This is a genomic window from Bradyrhizobium sp. MOS003 (assembly GCF_003020125.1).
GTDB lineage: Bacteria > Pseudomonadota > Alphaproteobacteria > Rhizobiales > Xanthobacteraceae > Bradyrhizobium.
Map to the genome: position 1 here is coordinate 813,508 of NZ_PYFW01000002.1, position 19,017 is coordinate 832,524.

19 protein-coding genes are annotated in these 19,017 nt (G+C 65.2%); 12 read left to right on the top strand and 7 right to left on the bottom strand.

Features of this window, described 5'->3' with window-relative positions; translation table 11 throughout:
• Nucleotides 1–31 precede the first annotated feature (31 nt).
• Nucleotides 32–880, bottom strand: coding sequence for a methyltransferase domain-containing protein (locus tag C7G42_RS14335; protein ID WP_199580916.1), 849 nt, complete (start codon nt 878–880; stop codon nt 32–34).
• Nucleotides 881–1,105: 225 nt separating this feature from the next.
• Between C7G42_RS14335 and C7G42_RS14345 the strand changes: the two genes are divergently transcribed.
• Genes C7G42_RS14345 through C7G42_RS14360 form a run of 4 tightly spaced genes read left to right on the top strand, consistent with a single transcriptional unit; the run spans nt 1,106 to nt 3,580 of the window.
• On the top strand, nt 1,106–1,915 hold the full coding sequence (locus tag C7G42_RS14345) for a ComF family protein (RefSeq protein ID WP_106949567.1): 810 nt from the start codon (nt 1,106–1,108) through the stop codon (nt 1,913–1,915).
• A gap of 35 nt (nt 1,916–1,950) precedes the next feature.
• The gene (gene grxC, locus C7G42_RS14350) at nt 1,951–2,226 is read left to right on the top strand and encodes a glutaredoxin 3 (protein WP_106949568.1); all 276 of its coding nucleotides are present in this window, start codon (nt 1,951–1,953) and stop codon (nt 2,224–2,226) included.
• Nucleotides 2,223–3,101 (top strand): carbon-nitrogen hydrolase family protein, encoded by an 879-nt coding sequence (locus tag C7G42_RS14355; RefSeq protein ID WP_106949569.1) that lies wholly within the window; start codon nt 2,223–2,225, stop codon nt 3,099–3,101. The genes grxC and C7G42_RS14355 overlap by 4 nt, the downstream gene beginning before the upstream one ends.
• The gene (locus C7G42_RS14360) at nt 3,098–3,580 is read left to right on the top strand and encodes a DUF1178 family protein (protein WP_106949570.1); all 483 of its coding nucleotides are present in this window, start codon (nt 3,098–3,100) and stop codon (nt 3,578–3,580) included. Before C7G42_RS14355 ends, C7G42_RS14360 begins: the two co-directional genes overlap by 4 nt.
• On the opposite strand, the gene C7G42_RS14365 is transcribed toward C7G42_RS14360, so the two are convergent.
• The 3 genes from C7G42_RS14365 to C7G42_RS14375 form a co-directional block, all read right to left on the bottom strand.
• The gene (locus tag C7G42_RS14365) at nt 3,577–4,476 is read right to left on the bottom strand and encodes an EamA family transporter (protein ID WP_106949571.1); all 900 of its coding nucleotides are present in this window, start codon (nt 4,474–4,476) and stop codon (nt 3,577–3,579) included. The genes C7G42_RS14360 and C7G42_RS14365 overlap by 4 nt on opposite strands.
• Nucleotides 4,477–4,583: 107 nt before the next feature.
• Nucleotides 4,584–5,357 (bottom strand): bifunctional 2-polyprenyl-6-hydroxyphenol methylase/3-demethylubiquinol 3-O-methyltransferase UbiG, encoded by a 774-nt coding sequence (gene ubiG / locus C7G42_RS14370; RefSeq protein ID WP_199580899.1) that lies wholly within the window; start codon nt 5,355–5,357, stop codon nt 4,584–4,586.
• A 14-nt stretch (nt 5,358–5,371) separates the two neighbouring features.
• Nucleotides 5,372–5,839 carry a PH domain-containing protein gene (locus C7G42_RS14375; protein ID WP_106949572.1) on the bottom strand — a complete coding sequence of 156 codons (468 nt, stop codon included), beginning with the start codon at nt 5,837–5,839 and terminating at the stop codon, nt 5,372–5,374.
• 149 nt (nt 5,840–5,988) lie between these two features.
• On the opposite strand from C7G42_RS14375, the gene C7G42_RS14380 reads away from it, so the two are divergent.
• The 3 genes from C7G42_RS14380 to prfA all read left to right on the top strand — a co-directional run bounded on the left by C7G42_RS14380 (nt 5,989) and on the right by prfA (nt 11,031).
• Complete coding sequence (locus tag C7G42_RS14380) at nt 5,989–7,245, top strand: aspartate kinase (protein WP_106949573.1); 1,257 nt, start codon at nt 5,989–5,991, stop codon at nt 7,243–7,245.
• 374 nt (nt 7,246–7,619) lie between these two features.
• Nucleotides 7,620–9,887, top strand: coding sequence for a phosphoenolpyruvate--protein phosphotransferase (ptsP, locus tag C7G42_RS14385; protein ID WP_106949574.1), 2,268 nt, complete (start codon nt 7,620–7,622; stop codon nt 9,885–9,887).
• 58 nt (nt 9,888–9,945) lie between these two features.
• Nucleotides 9,946–11,031, top strand: a complete 1,086-nt coding sequence (prfA, locus tag C7G42_RS14390; RefSeq protein WP_106949575.1) for a peptide chain release factor 1 — start codon at nt 9,946–9,948, stop codon at nt 11,029–11,031.
• A gap of 9 nt (nt 11,032–11,040) precedes the next feature.
• Here prfA and C7G42_RS14395 read toward each other — a convergent pair whose 3' ends face one another.
• Complete coding sequence (locus tag C7G42_RS14395; protein WP_106949576.1) at nt 11,041–11,511, bottom strand: MarR family winged helix-turn-helix transcriptional regulator; 471 nt, start codon at nt 11,509–11,511, stop codon at nt 11,041–11,043.
• 115 nt (nt 11,512–11,626) lie between these two features.
• Nucleotides 11,627–12,025 carry a hypothetical protein gene (locus tag C7G42_RS35780; protein WP_245427705.1) on the bottom strand — a complete coding sequence of 133 codons (399 nt, stop codon included), beginning with the start codon at nt 12,023–12,025 and terminating at the stop codon, nt 11,627–11,629.
• Nucleotides 12,026–12,489: 464 nt separating this feature from the next.
• On the opposite strand from C7G42_RS35780, the gene C7G42_RS14405 reads away from it, so the two are divergent.
• From C7G42_RS14405 to C7G42_RS14420, 4 genes are all read left to right on the top strand, one after another.
• Complete coding sequence (locus tag C7G42_RS14405; protein WP_106949578.1) at nt 12,490–13,824, top strand: substrate-binding protein; 1,335 nt, start codon at nt 12,490–12,492, stop codon at nt 13,822–13,824.
• Between the two features lie 99 nt (nt 13,825–13,923).
• Nucleotides 13,924–14,799: a branched-chain amino acid ABC transporter permease gene (locus C7G42_RS14410; RefSeq protein WP_094973583.1), complete on the top strand. Its 876-nt coding sequence runs from the start codon at nt 13,924–13,926 to the stop codon at nt 14,797–14,799.
• Nucleotides 14,800–14,811: 12 nt separating this feature from the next.
• Nucleotides 14,812–16,653: a branched-chain amino acid ABC transporter ATP-binding protein/permease gene (locus C7G42_RS14415; RefSeq protein ID WP_106949579.1), complete on the top strand. Its 1,842-nt coding sequence runs from the start codon at nt 14,812–14,814 to the stop codon at nt 16,651–16,653.
• Nucleotides 16,650–17,348 carry an ABC transporter ATP-binding protein gene (locus tag C7G42_RS14420; protein ID WP_106949580.1) on the top strand — a complete coding sequence of 233 codons (699 nt, stop codon included), beginning with the start codon at nt 16,650–16,652 and terminating at the stop codon, nt 17,346–17,348. The genes C7G42_RS14415 and C7G42_RS14420 overlap by 4 nt, the downstream gene beginning before the upstream one ends.
• Here C7G42_RS14420 and C7G42_RS14425 read toward each other — a convergent pair whose 3' ends face one another.
• Nucleotides 17,349–17,774: an HIT family protein gene (locus C7G42_RS14425; protein WP_106949581.1), complete on the bottom strand. Its 426-nt coding sequence runs from the start codon at nt 17,772–17,774 to the stop codon at nt 17,349–17,351.
• 90 nt (nt 17,775–17,864) lie between these two features.
• Here C7G42_RS14425 and prmC point away from each other — a divergent pair, with 90 nt between their 5' ends.
• Nucleotides 17,865–18,761 carry a peptide chain release factor N(5)-glutamine methyltransferase gene (gene prmC / locus C7G42_RS14430; protein ID WP_106949582.1) on the top strand — a complete coding sequence of 299 codons (897 nt, stop codon included), beginning with the start codon at nt 17,865–17,867 and terminating at the stop codon, nt 18,759–18,761.
• Nucleotides 18,762–19,017: the final 256 nt, after the last annotated feature.

Consider the following 19,017-nt stretch of genomic DNA (forward strand, 5'->3'; position numbering starts at 1 on the left):
ACGGCGCTTACGCGCCTCCTCGCCATGAGGATCACTCCTTCCCCGCCTTCTTCACCGCGTCCGCCAGGCTCGCCTTCGCCGAACCCGGCTTCAGCGGTTGCTGCTGGCTCGCATGCGGGGCCCAGCCGGAGAGCCAGATGATGTCGAAGGTCGCACGGATCCGGCCGTCGGCATCGGCAAAGCGTTCGGCATAAATTTCCGCCATCCGCAACAGCGTCGCGCGCCGCGACGGCGTGCGCCGCCGCTCGATCAGCACATTGGCCGCGCCCATGCGGCGGAGATCCTGCATCAGCGCGAACGCATTGCCGTAGCGCACCACGACACGGTCGACATCGGTCACCGGCAGCGCAAAGCCCGCCCGCTGCAATAGCGCGCCGATGTCGCGCAAATCAGCGAATGGCGCCACGCGCGGCGACACGCCGCCCTCGCATTCGGCCTCCGCCGCCGCAAAAGCCTGCCGCAGCTCGGTCAGGCTGTCGCCGCCGATCATCGCGGCGAGCAGCAAGCCATCGGGCTTGAGCGCGCGCCGAATTTGCGCGAGCACGCCAGGCAAATCGTTGACGAATTGCAGCGCCAGCGCGGAGACGACGAGATCGAGGCTTTCCGGCGCGAAGGGCAGTTTCTCGGCACCGGCCGCATCGAGAGCGATGTGCGCGATAGACGGAAGCCGCGTACGCAGGTCCGCAAGACCTTCGCCGGGCGTCCAGAGGTCGGCCGCCGCGGGGAAATCCCGCATCACCGCGGCCAGCCGGTCAGACATGTCCTCGGCGACCCGGTCGAGCAGGAAGCCCACGGCACCTTGCGCCTGCGCCCGCCGCTGCCGCGCATGCAGCAAGGCGCGATCGAACAAAGCGGGCGGGGTTTGGGGTGTCTGGGCCATGCCGCTGGTTATGCCGATCCAAGTCGTTCTGGCAATCGCTCTCGTGTCCCGGGCGCGGTGCGGCACGCGGTGACGCTCCGCAGAACCGGGATCCAGAATGCGGCACCGTACGATTCGGTGAGATCGGCCCCGGCTCTGCAGCGCACCGCCGAAGTGGCGCTGCACTGCGTCCGGGGCACGAGGACATGGCTTGAGCGCCGTCGAGCCGGACGCTAGCCTCCCCCCATGGAAGCCGACGCCGCCCCTTCCCGCTCCATCGCCGCCCCTCTGCGGACCGCATGGTCGGCGGGCCGCCACCTCGTGTCGCGTGCGGCGCGGCTGGCGCTGGACATCGCGCTGCCGACGCTGTGCGTGTCCTGCCGCGAGCCGGTCGAGGGCGAAGGCGTCTGCGCGGCCTGCTGGGCGCGGCTGTCGTTCATCGAGCGGCCCTATTGCCCGCGGCTCGGCATTCCCTTCGTCTATGATCCCGGCCCCGACATGCTGTCGATGGAGGCGATCGCGAGCCCGCCGGCCTACCAGCGCGCCCGCGCGGCCGTCCGTTACGACGACATCGCGCGCACGCTGGTGCATGCGTTGAAATACCAGGACCGCACCGATCTGGCGCCCGCGATGGGCCGCTGGATGGCGCGGGCGGGCGGCGAATTGCTAGCCGGCGCCGACATGCTGGTGCCGGTGCCCCTGCATTGGCGGCGGGCCTGGCGCCGCCGCTACAACCAGTCCGGGGCGCTGGCGCAAATCATCGAGCGGCAGAGCGGGGTCAAGGCGAGAACCGAGGTGCTGCGCCGGGTGCGCGCCACCGAGCAGCAGATCGGCCTGTCGCGGGCCCAGCGCGCCACCAATGTGCAGGGCGCGTTCCAGGTATCCCCCGACCGTCAGGCGGAAATCCAGGGCCGCCGCATTGTCCTAATCGACGACGTCCTGACCTCGGGGGCGACACTGGATGCCTGTGCGCGGGTCCTGCTCCGGGCCAAAGCCGCCCAGGTCGACGTGCTGGTCTTCGCCCGGGTTGTCGAGAGCGGCCCTCGTCCCATATAATTCAATGACTTCATGACATGAGAGCGCCGGACGCCATGACTGCTGCTGTCGAGATCTACACCAGGCCGGGCTGCGGCTATTGTTCCGCGGCGAGGTCTCTGCTGACCCGCAAGAAGGCGAATTTCACCGAATTTGACGTCGCCAAGAACCCCTCATGGCGGGACGAGATGTACGACCGCGCCGGCGAGGGCTCGACCTTTCCGCAGATCTGGATCGGCGGAACCCATATCGGCGGCTGCGACGATCTCTACGCGCTCGATCGCGAGGGCAAGCTCGACGGGATGCTCGAAGGTGTGAAGGCCAACTCATGAGCGAGAACCGCACGTTCACCGCCGCCATGGTGCAGATGCGCACCGGCCTGATGCCCGAGCCGAGCCTCGCCCAGGCGACGAAGCTGATCCGGCAGGCGGCCGCCAACGGCGCCGACTACGTGCAGACGCCCGAAGTCAGCAACATGATGCAGCTGAACCGCAAAGCGCTGTTCGAGCATCTGCAGGGCGAGGAGGACGACACCTCGCTGAAGGCCTACCGCGCGCTCGCGGCTGAATTGAAGATCCACATCCATGTCGGCTCGCTGGCGCTGCGCTTCTCGGACGAAAAAGCGGTCAACCGCTCCTTCCTGATCGGGCCCGAGGGCAATGTGCTCGCGAGCTATGACAAGATCCACATGTTCGACATCGAGCTGCCGGACGGCGAGAGCTATCGCGAATCCGCCAATTACCAGCCGGGCGAGACCGCGGTGATCTCCGATTTGCCGTGGGGCCGCGTCGGATTGACGATCTGCTACGATGTCCGCTTCCCCGCGCTTTACCGCGCGCTGGCCGAGAGCGGCGCATACTTCATCACCGTGCCCTCGGCCTTCACCCGCAAGACCGGCGAAGCGCACTGGCACGTGCTGCTGCGCGCGCGCGCGATCGAGACGGGCTGTTTCATCTTCGCCGCGGCCCAGGCCGGCACGCACGAGAACAAGCGCGAGACTTACGGCCATTCGCTGATCATCGATCCCTGGGGCGAGATCCTCGCCGAGGGCGATGTCGAGCCCGGCATCATCATGGCCAGGATCGACCCGGCCAAGGTCGAGACCGCACGCCGCGCGATCCCCTCGCTCCAGCACGGCCGTCGTTTCGGCGTCGCCGACCCCAAGGCCGGGCCGGACCATCTGCACCTCGTGCGGGGATCGGCATGATCCGCTACGCGCTCCACTGCGACCGCAACCACGAATTCGAAAGCTGGTTCCAGAGTTCGTCGGCGTATGATTCGCAGGTGAAGCGCAAGCTGGTGACCTGCCCGATCTGCGGCTCGGCCAAGGTCGAGAAGGCGATCATGGCCCCGCGCATCGTCGGCAAGAAGGGCCGCGGCCGTGCAGCGCCGCCGCCTGAGCCCGCGGCCACTCCCGCGCCCGAGGCTGCGCCGTCAGGACCGACCTCACTGCTGATGGCGCAGGAGAAAGAGCTGCGTAGCAAGCTGAAGGAGCTGCGCGATCACATCGTGAAGAACGCCGACAATGTCGGCGAGCGCTTTGCCAACGAAGCCCGCGCGATGCATTACGGCGACAAGGAGCACCGTCCGATCTACGGCGAGGCCTCGCCGGAGGAGGCGAAGTCGCTGATCGACGAGGGCATCGAGGTGTCGCCGCTGCCGACATTGCCGGAAGACCGGAACTAGGCCCCCACCAGCACCGCCACGCCGATGATGATCAGCGCGATGCCTGCAAGCTCGCGCGGCGCGATCGGCTGCTTGAACGAGTAATACGCCACCGCTTGCGCGAACAGCACCTCGATCAGGGCGAGCGTGCGGACATTGGCGGCGGCCGTCAGCGCGAACGCCAAAAACCAGAACTGCGAGGCGAAGGCGCCCATGAAGCCCGCCAGCATCGACGGCTTCCACAGGCCGAGGATCGCCTGCAGCACCTTCGGCGCACGCCAGAGCAGATAGATCGTCAGCACGAGCGTCTGCACGAACAGGCCGAGCACCAGCGTGAACGAGGCCGCGGTCACGAACGAGACGCCGGGCACGTTGATGATGGCGCCGCGAAAGCCGACAGCGGACAACGCGAACGCCGCCGCGGCAACGAGCCCGGTGATGGTCGGCTTCAGCTCCGCAAAACTCTTCTCGCCGCCGGACCTGAGCGCGGTGATGACGACGCCGATTGTCGCGATCACGATCGCCAGCACCTTCAGCCAGGTCAGGTGGTCGCCGAGGAAGACGAAGCCGAAGATCGCGGTCTGGATCGCCTCGGTCTTCAGATACGCCGTCGTCACCACGAAGGAACGGTCGTTCATGGCGAGCAGCATCAGGCCGGTGGCGACGATCTGGCTGAGCGCGCCGAGCAGCAGCCACGGCCAGAACACGGAGGGCGGCGGGCCGAGATGATCGCCGGTCGCGATCAGCACCACGCCCAGAAATAGTAGCGAGAACGGAAAGCCGAACAGGAAGCGGATATTGGTCGCTCCCCAGGTCCCCAACGGCTTCGTCAGCGACCGCTGCATCGCATTGCGCGCGACCTGGCCCAGCGCGGCGACGACGGTGAAGGGAATCCAGAGGCTGGCGACGGTGAACATGGGATGGGGCTAATGCAGGGAAGGGACCGCAACCAACCTGCCGCTAGCGCTCAAGCAGGTCAATCACGCCCACGTCATAGGAGCGATGCTTGAGCCTGCTTACGCCCTCACACCATTCCTTCCGCCACCACCATGTAGTTCACGTCCATATCAGACGAGAGCGACCATTTGTCGGCGAAGGGCGAGTAGACCACGCCGGTCTGCTCGGTGATGACGAGGCGGTTGTCGAGCAGGTATTTTGTCAGTTCGTCGGGGGTCACGAACTTGTTCCATTCGTGGGTGCCGCGCGGCAGCCAGCGCAGCACGTATTCGGCGCCGACGATGGCGAGCGCAAAGCTCTTCCAGTTGCGGTTCAGCGTCGAGACCACCATGAGGCCGTTCGGCTTCAGCATCGCGGCGCAGCGCTTCAGGAAGACGCCGACATCGACGACGTGCTCGACCACCTCCATCGCCAGCACGATGTCGAAGCGCTCGCGCGGATCGATCTCCTCCACCGTGGTGCAGCGATAGTCGATCGCAAGATGGCCCTTGTCGGCATGCAGCTTCGCCGTGGCGATGTTGCTCTGGGACGGATCGACGCCGATCACCTGCGCCCCGAGCCGCGACAGCGGCTCGCACAACAGGCCGGCGCCGCAGCCGATGTCGAGCACGCGCAAGCCGCCGAGGCAATTGAGGCTGCGCACATTGCGCTCGAACTTGCGGCAGGCAGCATCGCGGATATAGCCGAGCCGCAGGGGATTGATCCGGTGCAGCGGCGCCATCTTGCCGTTGGGGTCCCACCACTCCGCCGAGAGTTTCGAGAATTTCGCGATCTCGGCGGCATCGACGGTCGAGCCCTGCTGCGGGCTTGCGGTTGCGGAAGTATCTTGCTGCATGCTCATGGTTACGCGCGGTCCTACCGCGTGGTGATCGAACTACGGAAGGCGAGCGGCGAGGCGATCGTCCGGATGGTTTCGCGACCCTCGCCGACCCCGTTGATGGTCACATCGCCGTAGTTGAGAATACGTCCAAGAATGGTCTGATTGACGTCGACGCTCTCGACCTTGTCGAGCGCCATCTCGAAGGTGCGGCGCTTGATGAAGCCGGTCTTGTGCACGACCCTGAGATTGGTGACGTCAGTCTCGGTGGTGAAGCGGTGGAACCAGCCCTTTAAGGTCCAATAGAGCGCCGCGAGCGCGACCAGGCCGGAGGCGACGAGACAGAGGAGGACGAGCCCTTCGACGATGGTCTGCCGGGACGTCACGAAGAGCGCGCCGGCCACGATCCAGGCCACGATGGCCGGGAAATAGAAGATCCAGTGCGCATTGGTCGAATACAGCACCTTTTCGCCGGGCTGCAGAATCTCGTCGATGTAACGCGCCATGACCTCGGTTAACCCATTGCCGCACCCGGTCCCGCAGGAACCCGCTTGCCCCCGGCCCCGCCGCTATGTATACGCGCGGTCGGTGTCCGCAGGCACCTGTCCGGTGCGGGTCACCATACTGATCCCTTTGAAGGAATGCACGCGTCGTCATGAGCCGCCTCGTGATGAAATTCGGCGGCACATCCGTCGCCAACATCGAACGTATCCGCAACGTCGCACGCCATGTGAAGCGTGAGGTCGACGCCGGCCACGAAGTGGCCGTGGTCGTCTCGGCGATGTCCGGGAAAACCAACGAGCTGGTGGCCTGGTGCACCGAGGCCTCGCCGATGCACGACGCGCGCGAATACGACGCCGTCGTCGCCTCCGGCGAACAGGTGACCTCCGGCCTGCTCGCCATCGCGCTCCAGGGCATGGGCATTCAGGCCCGCTCCTGGCAGGGCTGGCAGATCCCGATCAAGACCAGCGACGCCCACGCCTCGGCCCGGATCGAGGACATCGACGGCAGCGAAATCATCAAGCGTTTCAGGGAGCGCAAGGAGGTCGCGGTCATCGCCGGCTTCCAGGGTATCGAGCCCAAGACGGGCCGCATCACCACGCTCGGCCGCGGCGGCTCAGACACCTCGGCCGTGGCGATCGCCGCCGCCGTCAAGGCCGACCGCTGCGACATCTACACCGACGTCGACGGCGTCTACACCACCGACCCGCGAATCGTGCCGAAGGCCAAGCGGCTCGACAAGATCGCATTCGAAGACATGCTGGAACTGGCCTCCCAGGGCGCAAAAGTGCTCCAGGTCCGCTCGGTGGAACTCGGCATGGTCCACAACATGCCGATCTTCGTCCGTTCGAGCTTCGACAAGCCCGAGGATATCGACCCGCATGCCAACCAGCCGCCCGGCACGCTGATCTGCAGCGAGGAGGAGATCATGGAAAGCCACGTCGTCACCGGCATCGCCTTTTCGAAGGACGAGGCCCAGATCTCGGTGCGCCAGATCGAGGACAAGCCGGGCGTTGCCGCCTCGATCTTCGGCCCGCTGGCGGATGCCAACATCAACGTCGACATGATCGTTCAAAACGTCTCGGAGGACGGCAAGACCACCGACCTCACCTTTACGGTGCCGGCGGCCGATTATACCCGCGCCAAGGACACGATTACCGCTGCCAAGGCCAAGATCGGTTATGCGCGGCTCGATACCGCCACCGATGTCGCAAAAATCTCGGTGATCGGCAGCGGCATGCGCAGCCACGCAGGCGTCGCCGCCCAGGCGTTCTCGGCCCTTGCCGGGCGGAATATCAACATCCGGGCCATTACAACCTCCGAGATCAAGTTCTCGGTTTTGATCGACACCGCCTATACCGAGCTTGCGGTGCGCACCCTGCATACGCTCTACGGTCTCGATCAGGCCTGAAGCACATCCATCGTCGCGCTTCAGGTTGTTGTTTGAGCATGGCCTTTCCGGAAAATCGCTTCGCACTTTTGCGGACCATGCATGGACTAATTTTCTCTTAGCGGTCGCAGCAAACGCTGAGGTCCCCACACATTCGCGTTTGGCAGGCGTTTTGCTTGGCAAAACAAGCCTCAATTCGCTATACGGCGAACAGGGTGGGCTGCCGCAGACTGTGTCCCAGTTCATGGCGGCGCTGATTCGGTACAAGCGCTGATCTCAAGTAGATTTTAGGTTTGTGCCTGCGCCGGACGAACAATTTGGTTGTTTTTCTGGATTTTTGGGCCAGCCGCCGGCCGATACCGCCGGGCCGGGCAGACGGAGGAGATTGAGGGGACATGCGGAGCGCGTCGGGAGGTCCCCGCGTCTTGTTGAGACGGCTCCGCGAAACCATGGCGGAGCAGGTCTCGGCCCAGGAGCGGCTGGACAAGATCGTGGTGCTGATCGCCGCCAACATGGTGGCCGAAGTGTGCTCGGTCTACGTGCTGCGCGTCGACAACACGCTGGAGCTCTACGCCACCGAGGGCCTCAACCGCGAGGCCGTCCACCACACCGTGCTGAGCGCCCATGAGGGCCTGGTCGGCCTCGTCGCCAGCGAGGCGACTCCGCTCAATTTGAGCGACGCGCAGAGCCATCCCGCCTTCTCGTTCCGCCCGGAGACCGGCGAAGAAATCTACCACTCCTTCCTCGGCGTGCCGATCCTGCGCGCCGGCAACACGCTCGGCGTGCTGGTGGTGCAGAACCGCGCCAAGCGCAATTATGTCGAGGAGGAGCTCGAGGCGCTGCAGACCACCGCCATGGTGCTGGCGGAGCTGATCGCTTCCGGCGAACTGTCCGCGCTGGCCCAGCCAGGCCTGGAGCCGGCCGCGCGCCATTCCGCGCAGAAGGTCGGTGCGATCCTGTCGGAAGGCATCGCGCTCGGCCATGTCGTGCTGCACGAGCCGCGTGTCGTCATCAAGGACTACATCGCCGAGGACCTGCCCAAGGAAATCAAGCGGCTCGACACCGCGCTGGCCAAGCTCCGCGCCGATCTCGACCGCATGCTGGAGCGCGGCGACGTCGCCGAGGGCGGCGAGCATCGCGAGGTGCTGGAAGCCTACCGCATGTTCGCCAACGACCAGGGCTGGTCGCACAAGCTGCATGAGGCGGTCGCCACCGGCCTCACCGCGGAAGCCGCGGTCGAGCGCGTGCAGTCCGACACCCGCGCGCGCATGCTGCGCTCGACCGATCCCTATTTGCGCGACCGGCTGCACGATCTCGAAGATCTCGGCTACCGCCTGATGCGTCAGCTGGTCGGCCAGGACCACGCGCCGTCACGCGAGCAGCTGCCCGACAACGCCATCGTCATCGCCCGCGCGATGGGGCCGGCAGCGCTGCTCGACTACGACCGCAAGCGCCTGCGCGGCATCATATTGGAAGAAGGCACCGCCAATTCCCACGTTTCGATCGTGGCGCGCGCACTCGGCATTCCCGCGGTCGGCGAGGTGCCGAATGCGCCTGGTATCGCCGATCCCGGCGACGCCGTCATCGTCGACGGCACCTCCGGCATGATCTATGTGCGCCCGTCGCAGGAGGTCGAGGCGGCCTTCGCCGAGCGCGTGCGCTTCCGCGCCCGCCGCCAGGCGCAATATCTGGCGCTGCGCGACCGGCCCTGCGTCACCAGGGACGGCCAGAAGGTCGAGTTGATGATCAACGCAGGTCTCGCCATCGACCTGCCGCATATCGAGGACACCGGCAGCGCCGGCATCGGCCTGTTCCGCACCGAGCTGCAGTTCATGGTCGGCCAGAGCCTGCCGCGGACCAGCGACCAGCTGGCGCTGTATCGCACCGTGCTCGATGCCGCCGGCACCAAGCCCGTCACCTTCCGCACCCTCGACATCGGCGGCGACAAGGCGCTGCCCTATATGGAAGCCGTGATCGAGGAAAATCCCGCCCTCGGCTGGCGCGCGATCCGGCTTGGGCTCGATCGTCCCGGCCTGTTGCGAGGCCAGATCCGTGCGCTCTTACGTGCCGGCGGCGGCCGCGCGCTGCGCATCATGTTCCCGATGATCTCGGAGGTCGCCGAATTCGATTCGGCGAAGGCGCTGGTCGAACGCGAGCTGACTTATCTGCGCCAGCACGGCCATACGCTGCCGGAGCGCATCGACATCGGCACCATGGTCGAGGTCCCCGCGCTGCTCTACCAGCTCGACGAGCTCCTGAAGAAGGTCGACTTCATCTCGGTCGGCTCCAACGATCTGTTCCAGTTCCTCTTCGCGGTCGACCGCGGCAACGCAAAGGTCTCCGAGCGCTTCGACACCATGTCGGCGCCGATCCTGCGCGCGCTGCGCGACATCGCGCGCAAGTCGCAGGCGGCGAAGAAGTCGCTCTCGCTCTGCGGCGAGATGGCGTCCAAGCCGATCGGCGCACTGGCCCTGATTGCGCTCGGCTACCACTCACTGTCGTTGTCGGCTACCGCACTCGGCCCGGTCAAGGCGATGGTCATCGATCTCGATGCCAAGAAGGCCGAAGCCATGCTCGGCCCGCTGCTGGACGCGCCGGCGGGCAGCGTCTCGATCCGGCAGAAGCTCACGGAATTTGCCGAAGCCGAAGGCCTGGCGTTGTAGCGGGCCTTGTCGCCGCTCCCCGCCGCCTCGCCGCCTTCCGCCATTTGAGACTGAATCGATGTCGTCACTCCCCGAAGCCAAACTGGACGTTCTGCTTGCACATCACGCCTCGCTCGAGGCCGAATCGCTCGGACAGCTCGCCTCCGAACGCTATGTGCAGATCACGCGCGAGCTCGCAGAGATCACCCCGCTGATCGACGCCGTGAAGGCCTATCGCGCGGCGGTCAAGGAGCTCGCCGACACCGAGGCGCTGATCGCCGACCCCGCGATCGATGCCGAGATGCGCGCCATGGCGGAAGCCGAGCGCGACGAACTCACGCCGAAAATCGAGGAACTGGTCCAGAAGATCCGCGTCGCGCTCTTGCCCAAGGACGCCATGGACGACCGCAACGTGGTGCTGGAAATCCGCGCCGGCACCGGCGGCGACGAGGCCTCGCTGTTTGCCGGCGACCTGTTCCGGATGTACGAGCGCTTCGCCGCCTTGCAGGGCTGGAAGGTCGAGGTGATCTCGGCCAGCGAAGGCACTGTCGGCGGCTACAAGGAAATCATCGCTGAAGTGCAGGGCCGCGGCGCGTTCTCCAAGCTGAAGTTCGAATCCGGCGTGCACCGCGTGCAGCGCGTGCCCGACACCGAGACGCAGGGACGTATCCATACATCTGCCGCGACTGTCGCCGTGATGCCGGAGGTCGAGGAAGTCGACGTCGACATCAAGAACGACGATCTCAGGATCGAGACCATGCGCGCGCAAGGCGCCGGCGGCCAGCACGTCAACAAGACCGAATCGGCGATCCGCATCACCCACATTCCGACCGGCATCGTGGTGATGATGCAGGACAGCCGTTCGCAGCACAAGAACCGCGCCTCCGCCATGAACATCCTGCGCTCGCGCATTTACGACGCCGAACAGCAGCGTCTCGACGCCGCACGCTCGGCCGAACGCAAGGAGAAGGTCGGCTCCGGCGACCGCTCCGAGCGCATCCGCACCTATAATTTCCCGCAAGGCCGCGTCACCGACCACCGCATCAACCTGACGCTCTACAAGCTGCCGCAGGTCATCGCGGGCGAGGCCCTTGGCGAATTGACCGAGGCTCTGACCACGGAGCACCAGGCCGCCCAGCTCGCCGCACAGGGCGCGGCAGCCTGAGCCCGCACCTCAGCGTTCTTTGGCCTGGAACGATCGCAAGATCTTGCCCAGGGCAGGTGCGGCGACGCTCAACTCGTCCAGATGGATGCGCGAGAGCGATCGCAGCTTCTGCTCGCCCTTGGCCGTCAGCTTGACCAGGACACGCCTCGCATCCTCGGGATCGGCCTGCCGGCCGATCAGCTTCAGTTTCGCCATGCGATCCACCAGTTCCACCGCCGTATGGTGCCGGATCAGGAGGAAGCCCGCGATGTCGCCGACGCTGGCGCCCTCGGGGCCGGCCAATCCCTTGATCGCCAGCAACGCCTGGTGCTGCTGCGGCGTCAATCCGGCGTCCTGGGCCGCGGCTTCGCTGAACGCGAGGAAAGTTCGCAGCTGGTAGCGGAAACGGGCAAGCGCCGCGTAGTCGGCATCACGCATCGCGGCGCCCTTGGCGGAGGCCTTGCGCACCATAGGTCCGGTCTTTCGTTTCGATTCAGCCATTCCTGCGACCTGCAGCCCGTCTGCGAAGTGGGCGCTGCCGAGCCTAGCAAGGAAGGACCGAGTGAACCAACCGACGGGCGGCGCGGATGCACAAATATCCGGGCCTCCCGGCTCCCTATTCGAAGCTGGACAGCAGCATCTTCACCAGAATGACCTGAAATGCGATCGGGATACGAACGCTCTTTCGCCTGATCGAACGCTGCAGCGCTCCGACGATCTCGGTGCTGGTCAGGCTGCCGGCCGACGCGTTGGTGATTAACTCGCCCCACATCTGGGCCAGCGAGCCGCCGGGCGGAATGACCGGCCTGATGGTCACGCCACAGCCCTGCGCCCAGTCGACGATCTCTCGCATCGTATGAGGGCCGCAATTGCGCGCGGTCGCGAGCCGCTCGGCCGTCAACTCCAACAGCAGTTCACGCGTGGGCGACCATGTTCCCTTCGGCGGTTGCTCGCCGGTCAGCTCGACCGCGAGCTCCTTGAGGACGTTCTGGGCGCGCACGCTCAGCTTCTGCATCGGACCAGGAGCCCGCTTCGCCTGAACTGAACCAAGCGCCGGTCCCCACTGGCCGGCAGACCGGCGCGGCTCGGATACGCGGGGCACTTCGCCGGACTGCGGCGCTGCGCGCGCATCGCTCCCCTCTCCGGCCGGCCGAGCCGTCTCCTGGTGCTCCGCCTCCTGCGGCCAAGAGGGTCGCTTCCGGGCACCCGCTGCTGTCGTCTGCCGCGCCATTTCTATTGCCCAACCTGCCTGCCTCGTACTCACAAAGGCTAATATATATCGGGATACGATATGTTTTCACGTGATAATTTTCGTCGTTCGACCAAAGACGAAATTGACAGAAGGCCTTCACAAGCAATGGTTACGTCCAGGAGCTACACGCGGACGTGACGTGCCCGGCGCAGGCAGACCCTCGAGGTCGACAGCCGGACAAGTCGTGTTTTGCCTGCAAACAAGAACGATATCCGGAGGAAACGATCATGACTGACTACCTCATTCGCCGCGGCCTCTCGCGCCGCGGCCTGCTCCAGACCACGGCCGGCCTCATCGGCGGCTCGATGCTCCCGGCGATGCCGGCCTTTGCCGAGGACAAGCCTGCGATCGGCACCTATCCTGCGGGCGTCTCGGGTTCCACCGCCTTCATCGGCATCTCGGTTCCGCGCACCGGCACCTATGCCGTGCAGGGCGAGGACGAGCTCAAGGGCTATCAGCTCGCGATCGAGCACATCAACAGCGGTCACGACCTGATCAAGAAGATCTCGCCGAAGACCAGCAAGGGCGTGCTCGGCAAGGAGCTGAAATTCGGCGTCGCGGATTCCGCGGCCAAGCCGAACGAGGCAGTGCAGGCGCAGCAGCGCTTCATCAGCGAGAACAAGGCGATCATGATCACGGGCGGCACATCGAGCGCCGTTGCCGTCGCACTCAACAAGCTCGCCCAGCGCGAGAAGGTGATCTTCGTCTGCGGCATCTCCGGCTCGAACGACACCACCGGCAAGGACTGCGTCCGCTACGGATTCCGCCAGAACTTCTTCGGACAGACCGCCGCGGCGGCGATCGGCCCCGTCATGGTCAGGGAGTTCGGCAAAGGCAAGAAGGCTGCGTATCTCACGCCCGATTACACCTACGGTCACACCGTCACCAAGTCGATGCAGGACTTCCTCGCGACCGCCGGCTGGACCACCGTCACCAACCAGGTCGCGCCGCTCGGCGCGCCAGACTATTCCTCGTATCTGCTGAACGTCGCGAACTCCGGCGCCGACGTGCTGATCAACGTCAACTGGGGTCACGACGCGGTGCTGTCGACCCAGCAGGCCAAGCAGTTCGGCGTGCTCGACAAGATGAAGCTCGTGGTTCCGTATCAGGTGCCGTTCATCGCGCGCGAGACCGGCGGCCTGATGCAGGGCGTCTATGCCGCCACCGACTATTGGTGGACTCTCGAGGACAAGTTCCCGCTGGCCAAGATGTTCAACGAGGCCTTCGAGAAGAAGTACGGCTATAAGCCCGAATGGGGCGCGGAGAACGCTTATGTCAGCTTCGCGCACTGGGCCCATATGTGCGAGCAGGCCGGCAGCTTCAACCCGCCCGACGTGATCAAGGCCTATGAGAAGGGCGAGACGCTGCCGTCGCTGGTCGGCGACGTACACTACCGTCCCGAGGATCATCAGTGCGTCCGTCCCGTGATCATCGTCAAGGGCAAACAGCAGAAGGACATGAAGAACAAGGAAGACTGGTACGACGTGGTCGAGATCGTCCCGGGCGAAGGCTTGATGCAGAAGCCGGACGCCTTCGGCTGCCATCTCGGCGATTACAGCTGAGTTCGCGCTAACCCCTGTGACGCCGCAGGTCGCCTCCGGCTCCTGCGGCGTCACCCTTTTTTGCGCACCGCCGGAACGCGCCACAACCGTGATCATTGCATGATTAGTTGGCCCAACCTCGTCTCGCAGCTCTTCAACGGGCTCGCGCTCGGCGCGCTGCTCGCGCTGATCAGCTCCGGCCTGACCATCATCTACGGCACGCTCGGCGTGCTCAACCTCGCGCATGGCGCGATGTTCATGATCGGCGGCTATGCGGGCTTCGTCGCCTACCAGTACACGGAATCGTTCATCATCGCCGTGATCGCCGGCTCCCTGTTCGTGATGCTGCTGGGCGTCGCGATGGAACGCGTCATCATTCGCCATTTCTATCATCGGCCGCACGAGGATCAGTTGCTCGTGACGTTCGGGCTCGGCATCTGCTTCGTCGAAATCATCCGGCTGATCTTCTCCAGCCAGTCGCAGCTGGTCCCGCCGCCGGCGATATTCCAGGGCATCACCAATCTCGGCTTCATGTTCTATCCGACCTACCGCCTCGCCGTGGTCGGCATCGTCGCGATCGCGCTCGGGGCGCTGTTCATCATCCTCTACCGGACCCGGCTCGGCATGATCGTGCGGGCCGGCATCGAAGATTCGGTGATGGTCGATTCGCTCGGCATCAACGTCTACCGCGTCTTCATGGTGGTATTCGGCATCGGCGCGATGGCGGCGGGCTTTGCCGGCATCGTCAACGCGCCGGTGGTGTCGCTGACACCGGGCATCGGTGACGACATCCTGGTCCAGACCTTCGTGGTGGTCGTGATCGGCGGCGTCGGCTCGTTTCCAGGAGCGATCCTCGGCGGCCTGATCGCCGGCGAAATCATCAGCGTCACCTCCATGTTCAACCCCGGCTACGCCTATGTGATGCTGTTTGCTGTGATGACGCTCGTGCTCGTGGTGCGACCGCATGGCCTGCTCGGCGTCCAAGGCCGAGAATAGGCGATCTCCCCGATGCTTAAGCAACGCCGTTTCCTGATCGAGACCCTGACCGCGATCGGGCTGATCGCAGCTCCCTTCGTGCTGCCTCATCTCGGCTTCGCGCCCAACACCGTGAACCGGATCCTGGTTTGGGGCCTGTTCGGCCTCGGCTTCGACATCCTGTTCGGCTTCACCGGGTTGTTGTCGTTCGGCCAGTCTGCCTTCTATGGCACCGGGGGTTTCGTCGCCGCCTATCTCCTGACGCGTGCCGGTTTCGGCAACGTGCTGGTCGCGCTGATCATCGGCATGGTCGCGGCCGCCGCGACCGGCTACCTCGTCGGCCTGATCGCTCTGCGCCGCACCGGCATCTATTTCGCCATGATCACCGTGGCGATCGCGCAGGTGTTCTTCTTCGTCGAATTCAATCCGCTGTCGGATTTCACCGGCGGCGAAAACGGTCTGCCGGGGGTGCCGACGCCGAGCTTCAATCTCGGCTTCACAACGCTCCACTTCACCAATGGCTGGTCGCTCTATCAGTTCATCGCGCTGTGCTACTTCGTCGGTGTCATCATCGCGCTCAGGATCGTGCGCTCGCCGGTCGGCGCTATTTTCAGCGCGATCCGGGACAATCCGCTGCGCGCCACCGCGGTCGGGCACAACATCCACGGCTACAAGCTGACGGCCTTCGTGATCGCCGCCGCTTACGCCGGTTTCGCCGGCGGCCTGCTCGGTGTGCTCCAGGCCTTCATGCCGCCCGATGCCTTCACCTTCGACACCTCCGGCCAGCTGGTGATGCAGACCGCCATCGGCGGCCGCGGCACGCTGTTTGGACCGCTGGTCGGTGCGACGGTCTGGCTGTTCCTCCAGGATTTCCTCCAGTCCGCACTGGGTCTCGGCGCCGCCTGGAAGCTGGTGCTCGGTGTCGTGTTCGTGCTGCTGGTCTGCTTCCTGCGTGGCGGCATCATCGGAGGGCTTGCAGACCTCTATCGTCTCGCGTCCGGCAAGCGCGGGCAGACGGAAGCAGAGACCGAAACCGAGGACTCCGGAGCGACACAGCAACCAGCGCCGGCGCCGTTGCAGGCCAAGGAGGTCGAGCATCCCGCATATTCCGGGCCGATCCTGAAGGCCAGAGGTCTCACCAAGCGCTATGGCGGCCTCGTCGCCAACAGCGACATCGATTTCAGCGTCAACCAGGGTGAGCTCCGCGGCATCATCGGCCCCAACGGGGCCGGCAAGTCGACCTTCTTCAAGATGTTGACCTGCGAGATCGCGCCGACGTCGGGCCAGATCGTGTTCGAAGGCCGCGACATCACGGGATTGAAGGTCACCGACGTTTGCCAGCTCGGCCTGACCAAGAGCTACCAGGTCAACCAGCTCTTCACCGGTCTCACGGTTCGTCAGAACCTGACGATCGCCGCGCTTGCCGAGCTGCGCGGAAAATTCCGGCTCGACCTGTTCCGCAAGCTCTCCAGCGTGAAGGGCCTGACGGAGCAGGTCGAGCACACGCTGGCCTTGGTCAATCTGGCCCGCCGCGCCGACACGCCCGTGTCCGAGCTCGCCTATGGCGAGAAACGCAGGCTGGAGATCGGACTTGCGCTCGCAACCTCGCCGCGCCTGTTGCTGCTCGACGAGCCGCTTGCCGGCATGAGCCCGCGCGAGCGCGTCGAGACCGTCAAGCTGCTCAAGTCGATCGCGCGCGGCCGCACCATGATCGTCATCGATCACGACATGGATTCGCTGTTCGAACTGGTCGAGCGCGTCACCGTGCTGCAGGAAGGTCGCGTGCTGGTCTCCGGCACGCCCGAAGAAATCAAGACCAACGCCGCGGTGCAGGAAGCCTATCTCGGCGGCGTCCACGGAGAGATCGCGGCATGAGCCTGATCGAGGTCAACGGACTGAACAGCTATTACGGCGATTCGCACATCCTGTTCGACGTCTCGATGCACGTCGAGCGCCACGAGGTAGTGGCCCTGCTCGGCCGCAATGGCGCCGGCAAGAGCACCACGCTGAAGAGCCTGATGGGCGTCGTGACGCCCCGCAGCGGCAGCGTGAAGTTCGACGGCGCCAATGTCGCCGGGCGCAGGAGCCACAAGATTGCGCAGGCGGGCATGCAGCTCGTGCACGAGGAGCGCCGGATCTTCGGCAGCCTGTCGGTGGAGGAGAACATCACCCTTGCCGGGATCACCGCGCCGAAACGCTGGCCGCTCGGCCGCATCTACGAGATGTTCCCCCGGCTGAAGGAGCGGCGCACCAACCGCGGCACCGAGCTTTCCGGCGGCGAGCAGCAGATGCTCGCGATCGCGCGGGCGCTGGTGCGCGATCCCAAGATCGTGCTGCTGGACGAGCCGTTCGAAGGCCTTGCGCCCGTTATCGTCCACGATCTCGTCAAAGCCTGCCGCGAGCTGGCGGCCGCGGGCCAGACCATCGTGCTGGTCGAGCAGAATCTCGCGGCAACGCTGACGCTGGCGAGCCGGATCTACATCATCAACAACGGCCACATCGTGCATGAGGGGCCGGCGCAGGAGCTGAAGGCCCAGCCGGAACTGCTGCAGCGCTATCTCGGCGTTTGATCAACGGCCAAGCGCCGCGACCATCCGCCTGGCGTGATCGGCCAGCACGGCCATGTCTTCCTTGCGCGTCTGCGCCGGCAAGAGCTCGATACCGGACCTGACCGGCATGACGTGCACGTGCAGGTGAAGGACCACCTGCCCGCTGGCCGGCTCGCTGAACTGCTGCAGGATGATGCCCTCGGCGTCGAACGCCCTCATCGCCGCAATCGCGACGCGCTTGGCCGTTCGCGCGACCGCGGCGAGATCATCCTCGGCGATGTCGAGGATGCCGCGCGCCGGCGCTCGGGGAATGACCAGCGTGTGCCCCGGCGAGCGCGGCATGATGTCGAGGAAGGCGAAGCTGCGCTCGTCCCTGAAAACCTCGAAGCAGGGAATCTCGCCGCGCAGGATCTTTGCGAAGACGTTCTGATCGTCATAGGCCGTCATGGATGCCCTCCACGCTTGCGAGGCGCGATCAAACGCGCTCGTTTCCGTTGACGCAAGCAAGCCCGCCGATCTATCCACGATGCCGGCAGGATGGTTCCATTGACGACAGGCTTCGATCCCGGACATAGCATAGAGAGTGCGCGGCGCGCCCTCACCGCGCGGCTGCGATCGGCCGGCATCGAGGAGCCTGCCCTCGATGCGCGCCTGCTGGTCGGCGCTGCTCTGCAGCTTGATCTGACCGGCATGATGACGCAGGCCACGCGACACCTCACGCCTGAGGAGACCGCGCGCCTCGAACGATATGCACAGCGCCGGCTCGCACATGAACCGGTCGCCCGCATCCTCGGCGCGCGGGAGTTCTGGGGAATGCCGTTCCGGCTGTCCGAGGCGACCCTGGTGCCACGGCCGGACACCGAGACCGTTGTCGAGCTGGCGCTTGAGATTTTTCACGGGCTCGCGATATCGGGACGGTCACCGCGAATCGCCGATATCGGCACCGGCTCCGGCGCAATCCTGCTTGCGCTGTTGCACGAAATTCCCGATGCATTCGGCGTCGGCACCGATCTCAGCCTCACCGCCCTCGGCACTGCGCGAGGCAATGCTGCCGCTCTCGGCCTCGCCGGCCGCGCCGCTTTCGTTGCCTGCTCCTATCTGGCGGCGCTGCGCGGACCGTTCGACCTCATCGTGTCGAACCCGCCCTATATTCCCTCCGCCGAAATCCCGATACTGAGCATCGAGGTGCGCGAGCACGATCCGCATCTGGCGCTCGACGGCGGCAATGACGGATATGACGCCTATCGCGCCCTGATCCCGCAGGCCGCCGAGCGTCTCGCCCCGGGCGGAGCGCTGATCGTCGAGGCCGGACAGGGGCAGGCCCGGACTATTGAAACCTTGATGGCGGCCGGCGCGTTAACGGCGGACAGGCCACCCAAGGCCGATCTGGCCGGCATTCCGCGGGCCATTTCAGCCCGAAAAATGCCCCTATAAAAGCCGGATTGGCTTGCAAAAAGCTCTTGGAATATCCCTTGGGAACGACTACGTTCCGATCAACAGATCGGTGCCGGCCCCGTAGACCTACGGGTGAAAGCCGGGCTCTCGGGCGAGAGCTTTACTGATTAATGGTTCCAAGTCGCAGGTCCTGTTGAGCGCGATGGCCATTGGAGCTGCGCTGCTCTCCGACCGCAAAGTGAACGAAAGCCTGATATTGCGCTTGAAGACTTACGCAACAAAGCTGGGCTTGTTT

Bases quoted from the DNA above. Each gene is read 5' to 3' on its own strand.
- prmC (WP_106949582.1), top strand. From the start codon at position 17,865: ATGGTTCCATTGACGACAGGCTTCGATCCCGGACATAGCATAGAGAGT.
- C7G42_RS14405 (WP_106949578.1), top strand. From the start codon at position 12,490: ATGACTGACTACCTCATTCGCCGCGGCCTCTCGCGCCGCGGCCTGCTC.
- C7G42_RS14410 (WP_094973583.1), top strand. From the start codon at position 13,924: ATGATTAGTTGGCCCAACCTCGTCTCGCAGCTCTTCAACGGGCTCGCG.
- C7G42_RS14335 (WP_199580916.1), bottom strand. From the start codon at position 880: ATGGCCCAGACACCCCAAACCCCGCCCGCTTTGTTCGATCGCGCCTTG.
- C7G42_RS14415 (WP_106949579.1), top strand. From the start codon at position 14,812: ATGCTTAAGCAACGCCGTTTCCTGATCGAGACCCTGACCGCGATCGGG.
- C7G42_RS14365 (WP_106949571.1), bottom strand. From the start codon at position 4,476: ATGTTCACCGTCGCCAGCCTCTGGATTCCCTTCACCGTCGTCGCCGCG.
- C7G42_RS14345 (WP_106949567.1), top strand. From the start codon at position 1,106: ATGGAAGCCGACGCCGCCCCTTCCCGCTCCATCGCCGCCCCTCTGCGG.
- C7G42_RS14395 (WP_106949576.1), bottom strand. From the start codon at position 11,511: ATGGCTGAATCGAAACGAAAGACCGGACCTATGGTGCGCAAGGCCTCC.
- C7G42_RS14375 (WP_106949572.1), bottom strand. From the start codon at position 5,839: ATGGCGCGTTACATCGACGAGATTCTGCAGCCCGGCGAAAAGGTGCTG.
- C7G42_RS35780 (WP_245427705.1), bottom strand. From the start codon at position 12,025: ATGCAGAAGCTGAGCGTGCGCGCCCAGAACGTCCTCAAGGAGCTCGCG.
- C7G42_RS14360 (WP_106949570.1), top strand. From the start codon at position 3,098: ATGATCCGCTACGCGCTCCACTGCGACCGCAACCACGAATTCGAAAGC.
- C7G42_RS14420 (WP_106949580.1), top strand. From the start codon at position 16,650: ATGAGCCTGATCGAGGTCAACGGACTGAACAGCTATTACGGCGATTCG.
- ubiG (WP_199580899.1), bottom strand. From the start codon at position 5,357: ATGAGCATGCAGCAAGATACTTCCGCAACCGCAAGCCCGCAGCAGGGC.
- ptsP (WP_106949574.1), top strand. From the start codon at position 7,620: ATGCGGAGCGCGTCGGGAGGTCCCCGCGTCTTGTTGAGACGGCTCCGC.
- grxC (WP_106949568.1), top strand. From the start codon at position 1,951: ATGACTGCTGCTGTCGAGATCTACACCAGGCCGGGCTGCGGCTATTGT.
- C7G42_RS14355 (WP_106949569.1), top strand. From the start codon at position 2,223: ATGAGCGAGAACCGCACGTTCACCGCCGCCATGGTGCAGATGCGCACC.
- C7G42_RS14425 (WP_106949581.1), bottom strand. From the start codon at position 17,774: ATGACGGCCTATGACGATCAGAACGTCTTCGCAAAGATCCTGCGCGGC.
- prfA (WP_106949575.1), top strand. From the start codon at position 9,946: ATGTCGTCACTCCCCGAAGCCAAACTGGACGTTCTGCTTGCACATCAC.
- C7G42_RS14380 (WP_106949573.1), top strand. From the start codon at position 5,989: ATGAGCCGCCTCGTGATGAAATTCGGCGGCACATCCGTCGCCAACATC.